Annotated in this window: 13 protein-coding genes; 8 read left to right on the top strand and 5 right to left on the bottom strand. The window is 69.5% G+C overall.

The window, feature by feature from the left end:
• Positions 1-233 precede the first annotated feature (233 nt).
• From P1P70_RS26555 to P1P70_RS26545, 3 genes are all read left to right on the top strand, one after another.
• Positions 234-824 carry a Uma2 family endonuclease gene (locus tag P1P70_RS26555; protein WP_319241992.1) on the top strand — a complete coding sequence of 197 codons (591 nt, stop codon included), beginning with the start codon at positions 234-236 and terminating at the stop codon, positions 822-824.
• Positions 825-1,311: 487 nt separating this feature from the next.
• Positions 1,312-2,748: a hypothetical protein gene (locus P1P70_RS26550; RefSeq protein WP_319241990.1), complete on the top strand. Its 1,437-nt coding sequence runs from the start codon at positions 1,312-1,314 to the stop codon at positions 2,746-2,748.
• 117 nt (positions 2,749-2,865) lie between these two features.
• Positions 2,866-3,378 (top strand): hypothetical protein, encoded by a 513-nt coding sequence (locus P1P70_RS26545; RefSeq protein WP_319241988.1) that lies wholly within the window; start codon positions 2,866-2,868, stop codon positions 3,376-3,378.
• Here P1P70_RS26545 and P1P70_RS45870 read toward each other — a convergent pair.
• The 4 genes from P1P70_RS45870 to P1P70_RS26525 form a co-directional block, all read right to left on the bottom strand.
• Entirely contained in the window at positions 3,342-3,860 is a 519-nt protein-coding gene (locus P1P70_RS45870) for a hypothetical protein (protein ID WP_413471550.1), read from the bottom strand. The genes P1P70_RS26545 and P1P70_RS45870 overlap by 37 nt on opposite strands.
• Before the next feature lie 8 nt (positions 3,861-3,868).
• Complete coding sequence (locus tag P1P70_RS26535) at positions 3,869-4,033, bottom strand: hypothetical protein (protein ID WP_319241994.1); 165 nt, start codon at positions 4,031-4,033, stop codon at positions 3,869-3,871.
• Positions 4,034-4,492: 459 nt separating this feature from the next.
• Positions 4,493-6,682 (bottom strand): hypothetical protein, encoded by a 2,190-nt coding sequence (locus P1P70_RS26530; protein ID WP_319241986.1) that lies wholly within the window; start codon positions 6,680-6,682, stop codon positions 4,493-4,495.
• 18 nt (positions 6,683-6,700) lie between these two features.
• Positions 6,701-7,624 carry a M48 family metalloprotease gene (locus P1P70_RS26525; RefSeq protein ID WP_319241984.1) on the bottom strand — a complete coding sequence of 308 codons (924 nt, stop codon included), beginning with the start codon at positions 7,622-7,624 and terminating at the stop codon, positions 6,701-6,703.
• A gap of 1,026 nt (positions 7,625-8,650) precedes the next feature.
• Between P1P70_RS26525 and P1P70_RS26520 the strand changes: the two genes are divergently transcribed.
• Together P1P70_RS26520 and P1P70_RS26515 are read left to right on the top strand one after the other, a co-directional pair.
• The gene (locus P1P70_RS26520) at positions 8,651-11,449 is read left to right on the top strand and encodes an ATP-binding protein (protein WP_319241983.1); all 2,799 of its coding nucleotides are present in this window, start codon (positions 8,651-8,653) and stop codon (positions 11,447-11,449) included.
• Positions 11,446-12,504, top strand: coding sequence for an ADP-ribosyltransferase (locus tag P1P70_RS26515; protein WP_319241981.1), 1,059 nt, complete (start codon positions 11,446-11,448; stop codon positions 12,502-12,504). The genes P1P70_RS26520 and P1P70_RS26515 overlap by 4 nt, the downstream gene beginning before the upstream one ends.
• A gap of 262 nt (positions 12,505-12,766) precedes the next feature.
• On the opposite strand, the gene P1P70_RS26510 is transcribed toward P1P70_RS26515, so the two are convergent.
• The gene (locus P1P70_RS26510) at positions 12,767-13,459 is read right to left on the bottom strand and encodes a hypothetical protein (protein ID WP_319241979.1); all 693 of its coding nucleotides are present in this window, start codon (positions 13,457-13,459) and stop codon (positions 12,767-12,769) included.
• A 259-nt stretch (positions 13,460-13,718) separates the two neighbouring features.
• Between P1P70_RS26510 and P1P70_RS26505 the strand changes: the two genes are divergently transcribed.
• The 3 genes from P1P70_RS26505 (at position 13,719) to P1P70_RS26495 (ending at position 15,409) form a co-directional block, all read left to right on the top strand.
• A complete protein-coding gene (locus P1P70_RS26505; protein ID WP_319241977.1) occupies positions 13,719-14,228 on the top strand; it encodes a hypothetical protein in 510 nt (169 codons plus the stop codon).
• Between the two features lie 293 nt (positions 14,229-14,521).
• The gene (locus tag P1P70_RS26500; RefSeq protein ID WP_319241975.1) at positions 14,522-14,734 is read left to right on the top strand and encodes a hypothetical protein; all 213 of its coding nucleotides are present in this window, start codon (positions 14,522-14,524) and stop codon (positions 14,732-14,734) included.
• Between the two features lie 57 nt (positions 14,735-14,791).
• Positions 14,792-15,409, top strand: coding sequence for a zeta toxin family protein (locus P1P70_RS26495; RefSeq protein ID WP_319241973.1), 618 nt, complete (start codon positions 14,792-14,794; stop codon positions 15,407-15,409).
• Positions 15,410-15,633 lie beyond the last annotated feature (224 nt).

The raw sequence follows: 15,633 nt of genomic DNA, 5'->3' as shown, positions 1-15,633 counted from the left end.
GGGTGATTCGCGAAGGGCGTGGGTCGAGGCGGGGGCTGCGAGGGGAGTCGTTTTCTGCGTCACCAGTTCGAGTGAAGCGAGGGCGTTTTCGCAGGTGAGCGTGTGTGGCCGCCTGGCGTGGCGGTGTTGGTTGTGGGTTGAGCACGCCCAGCCCACACTTGAGAGGAGGTGTCACCTTGACCGCTCTTGCACATGAGAGGCCCGAGACCATGTCCGAGGCAGGGACTGAAGTCGTGAACGGACCCAGCTTGGACGAGGCCTTGTGGCAGGTGTGGAAGGCCATGGACCCACCCGAGGGCTACCGCGCTGAGATCATTGAGGGAGCCATCGAGTTGTCGCCCACCGCTCGCCGTTCGCACGGCCTGATCGCCAATCGAGTGCGACGGGCCCTGGACAGGTTCCTGGACGGCGGCGAATACGCCTGCTATCAGGACATGAATGTGATCCACGACCGCAGCGCGTGGATCCCGGACGCCTTCGTCGCTCCGGAGGACACGGAGCCGTGCCGCGACGAGGACGACATGGGCGTGACCGCCGACTCCGTGCGCCTCGTCGTCGAAGTCGTCTCCCCGGGCAAGCGGAACCAGGACCGGGACCGGGTGAAGAAGCGGCGCGAGTACGCCCGCGCCGGTATTCCGGTGTACGTCATCATCGACGACTACGACGGTGAGGGCGCCGTCACGCTTTTCACCGGGCAGCGCCCGGAGGCGGCCGACTGGAGCGACATCCGCCGTGTCCCCTACGGCACGGAGGTCGTCATCCCGGAAGGGCCTGCCAAGGGCTTCGTCATCGGAGAGGCGATCACGGGGGCGAAGCGGGGCTGAATTCCGGCCCGGCCCGGTGACGTCCTCGGGCGACCCGGTCAGTCGCCCACGCCGAGCCCTGGGCTGGGGCGCTCATGGCCGGGTGGCAGTTGCTGGGGCTGCTGTGTTTCCGTCTCCGTCTCCGCGGCCGCCTCCGTCTCCGCGGCCGATTTCGAAGCCAGGTTCGGGCGGCGCCGGCGTTCCGGCATGGTCGACCTTTCGTTGTACGGCGCTCTCGTCGCCCGCCTGCGCCGCTGCCACGGCCCGTGCGCGCAGGGCGCTCTGGCGGGTCACGGGGGCGAAGCCGGGAGCGGCGTTGCCCGTCTCGGAGGGCAGACCTCGAAGGCCTTGTTCACCCAGCCCCGCCCCTGAGCACCGGGCCACCCCACCGGGTACCTCACCCAGACCGCATCGCGAATCGGGTATCACGGCGCGAACCACACTCGCCTACCGCCCTCTTACGTCATTCCGCTTGTGATCATGGTTCGTCCATTGCTAGCCAGGTCACATGACGGGGGACGAATCCAAGGTCTTCAGCGCACCACGACGACGTCAGCACAGGCTGCTGGGCTGGGCCATGCGCCTGCTGGGCACCGTGATGTCGATCTTCGGCGCCCTGTTCTTCATCGCGGGCTTCAGCCGTATGCGGACCATTTTCTCGCCGCTGGGCACCACCGACCCGCTGTGGTACCGCGTGTTGATGGTGGCAGCGATCACCGCGGCCGGCGCCGTTTCGCTTCTCGGTGGCCGCAGGCTCAGGCGACGAGGGCGCCGCCATAGCGTGCCGGTGCTACGAACGATGGCCGACGCGAAGCGCGGCGCCTACGTGCTGTACCTCCGGCCCTTCACATCGGACGCGACGGGGGCGTCCATGCCGCACGCTTTCAGCCGTTTCCAGCGCGTGGGAGGCTCCCTGGTCGACACCAGCACGCGCACCGTCGAGGAGCGCATCTCCCAGGCATTCGGCACCCTGGGCCGGGTCATCGCCGTCGGCCAGCCGGACGAATCGCTCCCCTTGCTGGGAGCCGCGCGGCTGTACCTGCCTCTGAACGACTGGCAGCCGACCGTGGCCTCCCTCATCGAGGACGCTCGTCTTGTACTCCTCGCCGCAGGTACCTCCGAAGGCACCCTGTGGGAGCTGAGGCGGTGTCTCAGGCGACGCGTTCCGCAGACCCTGCTCATCACGATCTACGACGAGAGGGACTACGCGACGTTCCGGGACAAGGCTGAGGCGATTTTCCAGGAAGAGGCGGACGCGATGCGTCGCGGAAGCGGTGCGGACTGGCACCCGCCACGCCTGCCCGCCTACCCACCCCTCAGCGACTCACACCGCCTCAAATGGCTTCCGGTACCCCGTGGATACATCCGTTTCGACGCCGACTGGACCCCTCATCTGGTGAGGCTCGACCCGACTTCCACCCGCGGATGGACGGAGGAAGGCCGCAGCCGCAGGATGAACCGCGAACAACTGGTGCCGTTCATGGAGATCGCGATCCGTGAGCTGATGGATGCGGAGGATGCGGCGGATCAGGCTGACGCGAGCTGGTGCATGACGATCGCCGGCCTGGAGGCGGCGGTGCGCGCGGCGCGGTCCGACGGGGCGGATGACCAGGCTCCGGTCAGCCTCCTGATTTCGGGAACAGGGCGGTTCTTAGGCGTCGAGGACAAGCAGGGGGGCAACGGGGCCGAGAGCGGGGGCGGGGACGCGCGTGACGGTTCCGCGATCGCGCAGGCAGGCGGACGGCCACCGTTCACTCTCGACCTGCCGTTGCCTCTGGTTGAGGACCTCCTCCGTGAAAGGCGGGCCGAGGGGGCCAGGGACGCGGACACGCTCCAGGTGGAGTACAGCCGCCGTGGGCGGCTGCGCGGGGTGGGGCACAACCCCGGCGGCCCGGCCGCCGGAGAGCCCCCTGCCCTGGTGGGCGACAGCGGCGCGGGGCATTGACCCACCGATGGACCGCATCTGAGTGCGGAACCGGACCGCAAGTCCCGTTCCGAGAAACCGAGTTGCCGCACAGGCATGGGGTGGCGACGGCTCCGCGCCACTCGTCATGCTTGTGGCATGAGTGACATCGGGGATGTGTTGTGGAACGCAGCCGTCGACCCCTCCCATTACAAGGAGTCGCATGACCGTTACCAACAGGCGCTGCTCGAACAGTACAAACTCTGCGTCGAGATGGCCGACCGTGTCAGTGCCCGCCGCAACCTGACCAACACGTTCTTCCTGTCGCTCAACAGCGCGGTGGCGGCACTCGTGGCGCCCGTATCGAGTCGGACACTGGCCAACGCGCCGGTTCTGCTGCTCATGGCCGGACTGGTGATCCTTATCGCCCAGTGCCTCGCGTGGTTCGTCATCGTGCGCTCGTACCGGCAGCTCAACAGTGCCAAGTGGGCAGTGATCGGGGCCTTCGAGGAGCGGCTGCCGGCATACGCCTACTCCCGGGCGGAATGGGGAGCACTCAGCGAGGGCAGCGACTGGCGCAAGTATCTGCCCCTGACGCATGTCGAACAGTGGGTGCCGATCATCTTCTCCGCCTCCTACATTGTGGGTTTCTGCGCGCTTGTCGCCTTGTGACGCGGGAACTCGGTGGGGCAGGGCGAGAGCCGAGATCCACCGGTCTGCCGGGCGGTGCGAAGGTGTGCTCGGAAAGCGCCGCCCTGGACGACCTGCTCAGGGGGTACGCCGTCGGCGGCGCTCTCATCGGCGTCTCCTGCCTCGCCGAGGGCGCCGACTCCTTGTGCACGGAAGCCGTCCTCGCGGCCCGCGGGCGCCTCACAGTGGTCATCCCCTCCCGGGACTACCGCCAGACCAAGGTCGGCCCCGGCCACGCCGCGCTCTTCGACCGCCTGGTCGATGCCGCCGAGGAAGTGGGTCCTGCCCCACGACACGGTCGCGCCGGAGAAGGCGGTGTTGGCGAAGAGCTGCCGTTTGAAGACGGGGGAGGCGCAGGTCGCGGCCGCGTTCGCCGACGTGGCGGTCACCGCGAGCAGGCCGCCGACGGCTGCGAGCACGACGGCGGTGGCTGTGGCCGCCGTCGAGCGTCTGACTGAGGTCATGGGGTCCTTCAGATCAGGGCGCTCTGGCGGGCGACGGGGGCAAAGCCGGGAGCGGCGTTGCCCGTCTCGGAGGGCAGACCTCGAAGGCCGGGCCTGCGCTTCCCCATCGACACCCGCTGGGTGGCGATATGGCCCTCGACGGGCGAGCCCGCGCCCGCCATCGGGCTCATCATGCGGGGCGGATTCCTGGAGCGAAGCTACGAAGGCGAAGCCGCGCAGCTCGACCTGCGGATCTGGCGCCCGGCCACACCCCGCGCCGTCTGATCAGTGCGCCGCGGTGTCGTACGGATCAGATACCCCTGGGCGGTCCCCAACTCCGCGGTGGTGGCGTCTGCGTATGCCTGCGCACGCGCTATAGGCCAGTTCGCGCAGCCGGGGGTTCTCGTCGAGCGTCTCCCTGCGAACCGCCCAGCCGGTGCATGTCGTGCCACCGGGGCCCCCAACTGAGGCCTCCGTAGGAGTGCTTCGCGTCCTTCTCGTCCTCCGGCATCGCGGGACCAGCGGCCGGGCCAGCCGCTGATCTCGAGCGCGAGCACTTCGCCGAGCACCTGCCGCGGGCTGCGGCTGGTGGTCAGGTGGGCCATCAGGTGCGCAGCGTCGCTCGGATTGCCCTGCCCTTCGCAAGTCCTCGGTTACTGCTGACCCGGCCAGTTCGCCTGCGGCCCCTGGGTCCAGCCGCCCGGGGGCTGCTGGGGCGGCGCCGGCTGCTGGGGCATGCCCCAGGCACGGGGGTCGGCCGCCTGCCCCGGTGACGTCCACTGGGGCCCCGTGGCCTGCGGAGCCGCCGGGGCATACGGCTGCTGGGGTGGCATGGCCTGAGGAACGGGAGCGTACGGCTGTTGGGGCGTCGCGGCGTGTTGTACGGGGGCGTACGGCTGCTGGGGAGCGATATAAGCCTGCTCGGCCGCGATCGCGGGAGCGGAGACGTGGTGCTGTGGGGTGTCGAAGCGGGGCAGCGGCTGCGTGCTCACCCGGTCCAGGAGGACGACGTTGGGGTTGCAGTCGCCGGCGTGCACCTGGACGGCGCCGCCGGGCTGCCGTTCCACCACCAGCAGGTTGAACTCGGCGAGCGACTGGAGCTGCGTGGGTTCGAGGGCGTACTCGTAGACGCGCTGCCGCCCGGTCGCCAGGCTCGTGCTGTCACTGTCGCCGGTCGTACGGGTGGTGGACTCGTTCGTGGTGTGGGTGACGCTCGTGGAGGTGCCGGTCGTCTCGCTGTAGCTGCCGCCCGAGTTGGTGGATTCCGATGTCGAGAGCGGGTTGAACCAGCCCTGGTAGGTCGTGGAGCTGCTGCTGCCCCAGTTCCGGCCGTAGGTCTCCGAATGGCTGGTGGTGGTGCCACGGCTGGTGGAGGAACCGATCGTCTTGGCGACGGACGTGTTGACGGTCCGGCCCTCGGTGTCCGTCAGGGAGTGCAGGACGAAGGAGTGGTGGCGGCCCAGGAAGTCGGCGGCGACCGTGGCTTCCTGGTGGTTGCCGAGCCGCATGAAGGCGACCGTTCCGCCGCCGATGAGCTCCTGTCCGGAATCGCGCAGATGTGAGTGCACAAGGGTCAGTTGGGCGCCCCTGCGCTCGCACAGCTGGGCCAGCTGCTCGAGATGACGTCGCTGGAGGCCCTGCTCGCCCAGCATCACGACGACACAGGGGGCCTCCTCCTGGAACGAGGAGAGCCGCCGCATCACACTCTGCAGGGCGAGGTCGGCCAGCAGTTCCGCACTCGCCGAACCCGCCCCGAAGTCCAGGGCGACGCACGTCAGATAGCCGGGCCCACGTCCCTCACGGGCCGTTCCCAGCTGCTCCAGCGGGTGCACGAAGGACGCCAGCCGGATGAGGCTGTCCCGCATCTGGTCCTTGTTCTTGTCGCTGAACAGGTCGTCCGCGATGCGGTTGCGCTCCTCCCTGCTCAGCGCCTTGGCGTCGTCGGTCTCACCCACCAGGACCCGCAACCCGGCACCGAGCCGCGCCAGGGACACGTCCTCGCCCAGCGCGCCGCACAGTTGGGTGAGGATCCGGGTGTACACGGCGCGCTCGGCCCGGCCCGACTCCGGACTGTCTCCGTGCATGGCCTCGACGAGGGCCTGCACCAGTTCGTGCGGCGCGAGTCCGCCCACGATGCCGCTCTCCGTCATACGGCTGGGCAGCAGCTGCACGTCCACGGGCACGCCGCCCGCCTCGGCGAGCACGGACAGCTCACGGCACACCAGGGCCTGGGTCAGGTCCAGCACGATCAGCGGCCGCTGGCGCAGCGTCGAAGCGCCGAAGACCGTGAGGAAGCCCTCGCGACCGCGCTGGCTGCCGCCGAAGACGTCCAGCCGCCGGGTGCCCGCTCCGAAGGGCAGCGCGCCCCAGGCGTCCAGGCCGGCGATCCACTGCGTCTGCTGGGCCTCGTGGAGTGTCCAGCGCTGGTGCCACGACTGCCAGTCGTGCTGGAAACGTTCCTCCAGCGCCTTCGTCTGGGCGGTGCGGGCACGGGTGGCGGCGGTGTACCGCAGCGAGGCGTAGAGGGCGCGCACCACCAGGATGCCGACGATGACACCGCCGATGGTGAGCATCACCGTGAAGACCAGGCTCAGCAGGTAGAACACGACGGTGACCACGAGGCCGATCCGCAGCGCGGAGCTGATGCGGTCCTTGCGGTCCAGCCGTGCGGCCTGCACACGGTTCTCGTAGCTGCCGTCCAGCTCCGCGCGCTGCGGCTCGGCTTCGACGAACGGCTGACGGAGCGACTCGGGGTCGCGGTAGGTCCAACCGACGCGCTGGCCGGCGTCGAACAGTCTCTGGTACGGGCCGAGCTGCCCGGCCTCGGTGTTCTCGATCGTCATGGGAGGGCTCCAGGCCGGTCAGGCGACGAAGGTCTCGATCGCGCGTATGCGCTTGTGCAGCGGCGGATGTGTGGACATGAGGCGTGTCATCGTCCGCTGCTTGCGGAGGGCGTCATCGGCTCCCGCCGCGTGCCACGCGGTGAACACGGAGACCAGGAGGGGGCCGTAGCCGATCATGCCCGCGAACCGGTCGGCCCGCAGCTCAGCCTGACGCCCGGACCAGGCGAGCAGGAACGGTACGGCGTAGAGGGCCAGCGCGGCCGGAAAGGTGAAGAGCAGGCCGATGGCCAGTATCCCGAGGAAGATCACGAACAGCCCGGCGAGGATCTCGGAGATCGCGGCGAGGACGCGGATCACGAGCCGCAGGGCACTCATGACGAGGCGGGCGGGTACGGCGTACCAGTGGCCGAGCAGCCCGGCCCACGCGTGGCCGCCGACATGATGGCCCAGCTCGTGGGCGAGTACGGCGGCCAGTTGCTGGGGCGGGAGGCTGCGCATGGCGCCGCGCGTGACACCGACGATGTGGCCCGCCGCGGCTGAGGCGTTCAGCTCGTCGGTGTCCTCCATCCACAGGTCGTACTTGGATCCGTCGACGCCGGCCCGGTAAGTGACCTCGTCCCAGATGGGCCGGAGGACGGCCAGTTCGCTGCCCAGGGGTTCGCGCATCTTGAAGTACAGCTTCGCCAGGCCGCGTTCGGTGGGCCGGTTGAACACCAGGGCGCCCGATGCCAGCCACGCGACGACGAACGCCACGTCCACGCCACTCGGCATGGACAGCGATATCAGGAACATCACCAGCAGGCTGCCCAGGAAGAGGGGGATGTTGAGCAGCAGGGTGGTCACGGAGGAGGTATCGGCCCCGCGACGGACCTCGGGGGTGCCCGCCGGAGCGTGGGCAGGGGCGAACTCGGCCTCGGTGGTGGTGGGGACGGGGGCGGGCACTGGTGGCGGTGGCGGTGCGAAGTACGTGGGCTGGGACGCCTGTGGAAGAGGTGACTGCGGAGCTGCGTACAGCGGGTGGTGGGGCGCTTGGGGTGCTAGGGGCGCCTGGGGTGGCATCTGCGGTGTGCTGTACGGCGGTTGAAGCGCGTGCGGGTTCGCCGGATAGTGCTGCTGGGGATGTGACGGGTGCGGGTACGAGTGTGACTGCGGTCGCGGTTGCGGATGCGGTGGGGGCGCGAACTGCTGAGGTGGAACCGGCTGCTGGGGCGGAACCGCCTGGTAGGGCACCGGCGGCTGGTGGGCCGGGCCCGGCGCGTACGCCTGCGGGGGCTGCACCGGGGCACCGTACGGCGGCATGGTCGGAGGCGCACCCGGAGCCGGGTACGCGGGCGGCACCTGGTGCGGCCGGCCGTGGGGAGGCTGGCTGTGGGGGAAGTCGCCCTGGGGAGGGTGGCCGGGGCCGACCGGCCGGCCCGGTTGGTGCGGATCGACAGGATGGGTCACGTAAGAGGTCCGCCCTGGGAAGAATGTGGGCCCAAAAGGCAGCCACATATGGACAGTTGAGAAATGACCGTCCCGAGGGCGGCAGCACGTACGCCTCTGGTGATGTAACTCGCCCCCGTGACCGCCGAAGCGGCAGCCAGTCATTGATTCGCAGCCGAAACATGCTGCACGAAATCGCCCCCCGAGTCCAGTTGCAACCGCAGGAAACGAAGTCACAGTTGCAAGGCTTGGCCTGGGACGCGGCCGCCTCTAGGGTATAGGCGCAAGATCGATAACGGGGGAGACGTTGCCAACCGCACTGCTTGCGCACGATTCTGGTCAAGCGAAAGATGACGCCCCTTTCTTCACGCTGCCGGACATCTCCGGCATGTGGGGTGGTCCGCCCGTTCGCCAGAGTGAAGTGGGTGGGTGGGCCGATTCCGGTGACACCTTCGAGCGGTACGGCGAAGGGCCCGTGCGCCTGAATCCTGTGAGTTCGGCCCGCTATTGCGCCGTTGAGCGAGCGGGAGCGGTCTGAACCCCATGGACACCACGCCGTACGGCGGCACATGGCAGCGCTTCGTGGGCATGGAGGCCTGCCTGCTGCGCGAGGTCCCGCGCCAACGCGCCATGGACGACCGGCCCGACGGTCCAGGCGACGACCTGCGCGCTCAGCGGCTCGCCGCCCTGGTCTCCGCGCACCACGCCCGACGCCCCGACGACCCGACAGGCGGAGCGGTGTTCGTCGGTTGGGCCCGCAGCGCGGCGGACCGGCCCATCGACGTGATGGTCGGCGGGAGCACTCTGCTCGGCGGTCGCGCTGACGCGGAGGGCGGCAGCACGCTGCTGCGACTGCCCGCCGGCGCACGCGGGTCGGCCAGTCCGACGGGTACCGCGGCATCCCTGTTCGCCGACTTCCCGCACTGGAGCGCGGTCGCCGGTGTGACCGACGGGCTGCTCGTCGACGCGGAACCGAACGCCATCGGGACCGGCGGCGCCGCACGGCAGCGGCCCAGTCTGGAGGACTGCCTCCTGGCGGTGTGGCAGGAGCCCTTCGCCTGGATGGTGTTCGCCGAACCGGTGCCCGCCGACGAACTCGACGACCTCACCGGCGACATCGCCGACGAACAGCGCCGCGCGATGTCCAAGGCGGACGGCTCGCCCGAGTACGCGATCGCTGCGGCCCGGTTGGAGCGACGCCACAAGGACCTGGCCAAGGCGGCGTCCACCGGACTGTGGCGGATACGCCTGCTGGCGGGCGGCCGTACGTCGCAGGACGCGACCCGTGTCGCCGCGCTCGTCTGCGCGTCGGCGGACCTGGAGGGGCTGCCCTACGCGCTCCGGCCGACCGGGCGGGTCGGGGACCTGCCCACGGCGCTCGGCGGAACCCTGCCGACCCCCGAGGAGTACCCCTTCCACGGCGGTTCCGACCTGCTGGCCTCCCTGGCCCGACCGCCCGCCCAGGAGATACCGGGCGTACGGTTCGCGCTGCGCCCCGAGTTCGACGTCACCCCCGAGACCACCGGCCGTCCGGCCACGGCCGACACTCCGCCTCCGGTCCGGCTCGGTTCGGTGCTCGACCGCAACCGCAGCCCCGTGGGTGACCTGGAACTGACCCGCTCCACCCTCAACCGGCACACCTTCGTGTGCGGGGCGACCGGCGGCGGCAAGTCCCAGACCGTGCGCGGCCTGCTGGAGGCCGCGACCCATGCGGGCATCCCGTGGCTGGTGGTGGAGCCGGCCAAGGCCGAGTACCGGTTCATGTCGGCACGGCTCGGCGACACGAGCGAGGTCGTCGTCATCAAACCCGGCGACCCCGACGCGCTCCCGGCCGGCCTGAACCCCCTGGAACCCTCGGCCTACGCGAACGGCGAGCGCTTCCCCCTCCAGACACATCTCGACATGGTGCGGGCCCTCTTCCTGGCGTCCTTCGACCCCCAGGAACCGTTCCCGCAGGTCCTGAGTGCCGCGCTGACCCGCTGCTACGAGGACCTGGGCTGGGACCTCACCCTCGGCGAACCGCTCGTCCCCGGCACCGAGCCCCGCTACCCCACCCTCGAGGACCTGGAGCACACGGCCCTCGCGGTCGTCACCGACATCGGCTACGGCAAGGAGGTCGCCGACAACGTCCGGGGCTTCATCAAGATCCGCCTGGCCAGTCTGCGGCTCGGCACGACGGGCCGTTTCCTGGAGGGGGGCCGCCCGCTCGACTTCGGCGAACTCCTGCGTCGTAACGTCGTCTTCGAGATCGAGGACGTCGGCGACGACAAGGACAAGGCGTTCCTGATGGGCACGATTCTCATCCGGCTCGTCGAGTTCCTGCGCATGGAACAGCGTGTGACCCGTCGACTGTCCTTCCCCTTGCGGCACTTGAGTGTCTTCGAGGAGGCACACCGGCTGCTGCGCCGCGCGGAGGAGGGCGGCGCGAGCGCCCACGCGGTGGAGATGTTCGCCGGTCTGCTGGCCGAGATCCGGGCGTACGGAGAGGGCCTGATCATCGCCGACCAGATTCCCTCCAAGCTCCTCCCGGACGTCATCAAGAACACCGCCGCCAAGGTGGTCCACCGCCTCCCCGCCCAGGACGACCGCGAAGCCGTCGGCGCGACCATGAACATCACGGCGGCCCAGTCCGAGTACCTGGTCACCCTGCGGCCGGGCGAGGCCGCCGTCTTCACGGACGGCATGGACTATCCCCTCCTGGTCCGCATGCGGGACGGGACGGACCGCGAGGACGCGGGTGCGATCCGGCCGACGTCGGCGGCCGCGCTCACCGGGGAGCGCAGCCGCGCGTGCGGCCCCTGCTGCACACCTGAGCCGTGCACCCTCCGCGACCTGCGCAGGGCGCAGCGGTTGATGGACCAGCCCGAACTTCGGATCGCGCTGTGGGCGGAGATGGCCGTGGCGGCCCATCTGCTGGGGTGGACCACGCCGTTGCCGGGGGAGGCGATGCGGCGGGCATTCGACCCGTACCTGGCCACCGACCACGACCGTCGTCTCCTGCACTGCGCCATCGGCCAGGCCGTGGACCGTGCGGTGCACAGCCGGGTGGGGGCGCCCGTGGCACCGGAGGCGCTGGCTGAGCATGTGGCCGCGATGATGCGGGGCCAACTCGACGGGGAGGACCCGTGCCCGGTGGGTGAGCCTCGGTTCAAGGCGCGGAAGGGGACCGGCACGAGGGTGTACTACCACGGGCGGTACCGGCCGTCCGCGATGGAAGGGATCGTCGGATGTGCGGATCCGTCGGAGGAGTGGAAGAAGCGCTTCTCCCAAGCGCTGTCGTGCTTCGCGCGCAAGTGCCGTAAGCCGGTCACGTCCGCAGCGGACAGAGGGACTACGCGATGAGCGAGCTGTACGGAGCAGAGAAGGTCCCCGACACAAGTGGCGAATTGACGAATAGCCCTGAGTCGGCGGACTGGGGCAGGGGAGAAATCCCCGAAGAGCCCGAAGAGCCCGAAGAGCCCGAAGAGCCCGAAGAGCCCGAAGAGCCCGAAGAGCCCGAAGAGCCCGAAGAGCCCGAAGAGCCCGAAGAGCTCGAAGAGCCCGAAGAGTCGGAGGAAGCCGAAGGGTTCGACGACTCGGACGAATTCGACGAGCTCGTAGAGCCCGATGAGGGTCATGCCGACGAGGGCAAAGGCCCGACGGAAATCGCGGATGATCAATCGAGTGTCCACGACTCGGAGGAGACAAACGACCTGCGTCGTGATGCGGATGAAGCGCACGACAGTGACGAGACCGGGGAACCTGCAGAACCCGGCGATGATGAGTCGGAAGCGGTGACCGAGGCTTCCGTGGCGGGCTCCGAAGCCATGATCCCTCGGGACTTCGAGAGCAATGAAGAAGCGGCTCAATACGGGCGGGACACCTGGAAAGCGGCCCAGGAGCAATTGAGCCCCGAGCAGTTTCACGCGATGCGAGGGTACACCGATGAGAAGTTCCCCGGCGACGTCGGTCCGCCTGACTACAGGGAGATCAATGGGAGCCTGCGTGGCTACGCCGAGAGCTCTCCTGAAGTCGAGGAGAGTGTCGCGCGCATAGACGAGGCCATGGACGTGCTTCCGGTCCCGGAGAACCTCAGAGTGGTGCGCGAGACGGGACTTGATTCCTTCAACTGCCCGATGGATGAACTTCCGGGCAGCGTCCAACAGGATCTGGGTTACCTTTCGACCGCGTTGGGGCCGGATGCCACCTTTGCTCCGGACAAGGACGTGGTGCTCCACCTGGACGTCCCTGAGGGAACACCGGCCATGTACATGGAAGGTCTCTCTCACTACGACTCGGAACGGGAGCTACTTCTGGGGCGAGGTGTCGAGTACCAGGTCGACTCGATCGAACACGATGGGAGTCGCTGGCATGTGTACGGCCAGGTACTTCCGCAGCCGAATGACAGAGGAGAATGATGATGACCCAGGGCCCCATGTCGCAGGACCCCGAGTTCCGTACGGTGTCTGCGCCACCTCGGTTCCCCCGGACCACGAAATCTTCGGTCCGATACTTCGCTGTGACTCTTCGTGGAGTCGGTGTGGGGTACTTGTGGGCAGCCTCGACGGACGACGCGGCCGGATTCGTGGTGCGAGAGTCGGTCGGTGGTGACGCGTTCAACGCGGGAGTTCAATGGACCGAACGGCTTCGGTGGGCAAAGGCCAACGGTCTCACCCCGCTTCAGGCCCTGCGGCACTGGGTCGGCGATGCCGAGGACGCCAAGGCGGGTGCCGCGAGCGGGGATGAACAGGAGGCACCGAGCCTGGAGGATTTGCAGGTAAAGGCGACGTGATCAGCAGCGTTTAGCCGGCCGGGTTCACCTGATGTCGGTGTGGGCTTGCCGATCGCCGCCCTCAGCTCGTCGGCCGCTTCGTGCAGCAGACGACTCAGCTCCGCCGTGTCCGCGCCGATGGTCACGCCGGGACGTCCCGCCGCCGGCCGGTGGGCCAACTCGTCGAGCGGGCGGGTCAACACCATCATGTGGCCCTCGGGAATCACCACGGCGCGGCCCGGCACCATGAAGTCGTCCGGGTAGGGCTCCGTCCGGGGCTCGTAGGGGCCGGGATCCTCGCCCAGCCGGACGGTCCACTCGGCAACCGCCTCGGCGAAGGTGATCGGCCGGTCGAGGGGGCCTGAGGCCCGACGGGAGATCAGATGACGTACGGGATCGGACGGTTCACCGGCCTGCGGCTCGGGCGCCTCGGAGGCGTCGAGTGCGGCCTCCAGCTCACGCCAGGCCTCCCGGCGCTCCTTCGGCCAACCGCCACCCGGGCGGTCCAGGCGCCACACACGGGTCTCTTCCACCCACATCATCCGCGCCGCCGCCGAATAAACGAGGTCGTAGGCGTCGGCAAGCTGCGTCTGGTCGCTCATCCCGGCTCTCCTTCACGACTGATCGGGTAACTCACATGCTCACACTGCGTTTTAGCGACCCGGTGAAGATCAAATCGCTGCGAGTGGGTCCTTCGGTGGGCGTCGAGCGAAAGCGGAAGAGGGCTGTGCGCGTGACTGCAACGGCACCTGCGAGTCCGTCACGGAGTGACCCTGCGGACGGCGTCGGGCCGCTGAACCATCCGGGGCGAGGCTACGTCTCACCAGGTGAAACGCGTACGTCGCTGCTGGGGAGGCACTCATGGCCATGGTCGGACTGTTCTGGATCGCCGAGGACGGTGGCGTGTACCTCGGAGCGCAGCCGGAGGGGTACGGGGCCGGGGTGCGGCTGACACGGGACTGGGTGGAGGGGCTGGGGACCGGGCAGAGCGCGGTGTGGGGCTGGTCGGAGATCCGGTCGGCCAGCGTGCGATACGTACGGATCCGGTCCAGCGCCCGGCTGCTCGCCACCACGGCCGTGGACCTCGTCACCAGCGCCGTCGCGGGCGGCGGGGAGGCCGCGGCCGCGTTCGAGGTGCACCTGGAGACCGTCGACAGGACCGTCGAGCTCAACACGCAGTCGGCCGCTGCCCTCGGCGGTTACGTCCAGTCCGAGTACGACCTCTCCGTCGCCCTGCTGGACCGCCTCGTGGCGGGTACGGCGGATGTCGACACCCTCGCACGCTGGGGCCGCGCCCACGCCGCCGAGGGCACGCCGCGACGCGAGCAGCGCGAGGCGCTGCTGCGGGCGTGGGCGGCGACCGAGGACTGAGCCGTGAGCCGCCAGGGGCGGACCTGCATCCCTGGCGCCGCCCCCCGTCTCTCGTCTCGCATCTCCCAGCTCCAGGGAACCCGGTCGCCCTCGCCCGCCGTCCCCCACAATGACCACTGGACACCGGGACACCGGAGGGACGCATCACCGAACGGGACACCCCACAGGACACTCCACAGAACCCCGCTCCACGGAACACCGCACGCGGCAAAGGCATTTCGGTCACCCACGCCCTGGAGCCGCACGACTGGTCCAACGAGGAGACCGCCGCGTACGAGGCGGCGATCGAGGCCGTGAACGGCGCGGTCGGCGCCTACAGCGCGACGATCGCGGCGGAGGAGGCCAAGGACGCCCCCGACCCCGCCGTCATCGAGGCCGCGCGCGCCGCGCAGGGGCGGCTGGCGAAGGAGCGGGAGCGGCTGCGCTCGGCCGACCGTGAGCAGATCGCCGAGGCCCGCTCGGGCTACGCCCACCTGGCCCGCGAGGTCCTGGCGGACGTCCCGTGACCGACCCGGCCTCTCCCCACCAGCCGGGCTAGTCATCGCCTTCACACCAGTTCCGGCTTGCCGCAGCCCGGCTCGTCTCGGGCGCGCGTCGAGGCCCTGTTCATGGGCGTGCCGCAGGCGATGAGCGACCAGGGGATCGTCAACCGGTACTGCGAGCAGCTCGCCGACCGGGGCCAGGGACGGCTGACCGTGCAGTCCAACGCCGACGAGTCCTACACCGGCGTCCTCGAACTCGCCGACCGCGTCGACCGGGGCGCCCTCGCCGACCTCGCGAGCGTCTACCGCCGGGGCGAGAACAAGCCCCGCTACAGCGACTCCCTCGACGGCACCGGCACCGGCACCGGCACCTGGGCCGGCCCGCCGGAACTGCGCCAGGCCCTCGCCACGGAACGGGCCCGCCCCTGGACGACGGCCGAGAGCGACTCCTTCGTCAGCACGCAGCTGCGCCTGCGCGAGAGCGCCCGGGCCCTCGGCCCCGAATGGCCGGATCGACTCGCCCGCATCGAGGACCAGGCCCGCCCCCTGCTGACCCCGACCGCCGCCGCCCAGCTTCCATCGACCGCACCCTCGACGCCGCAGCCACCCATGACACCTCCGGCACCCATGACACCTCCGGCACCCATGACACCTCCGCAGGGTCCGCCGGGCCCCGACCCCAACCGGCGCGGCAGGTAGTGGACGTAGCGGCACCAGGTGGCGGACAGCGACCTACCCGGTGGCACGGCGGACGCCGGACGGCGGACGGCCGGGCTCGGCCGTCGGACGGCGGGTCCTCACGTGAGGTCCGCCACCCTCGCCGCCCGCCCGTCGGCGGGGGAGGCAGTGCAGCGGGCTCTTTTAAAAATCTGACGCTGCAAACGAAAAAACTTGTGAGAATTGGTATTTGGAGTTTATAAATA

The organism is Streptomyces sp. MB09-02B, assembly GCF_033794485.1.
Lineage (GTDB): Bacteria > Actinomycetota > Actinomycetes > Streptomycetales > Streptomycetaceae > Streptomyces.
Note: the sequence above shows the minus strand (reverse complement) of the source record. Positions and strands in the feature narration are given on the sequence as shown.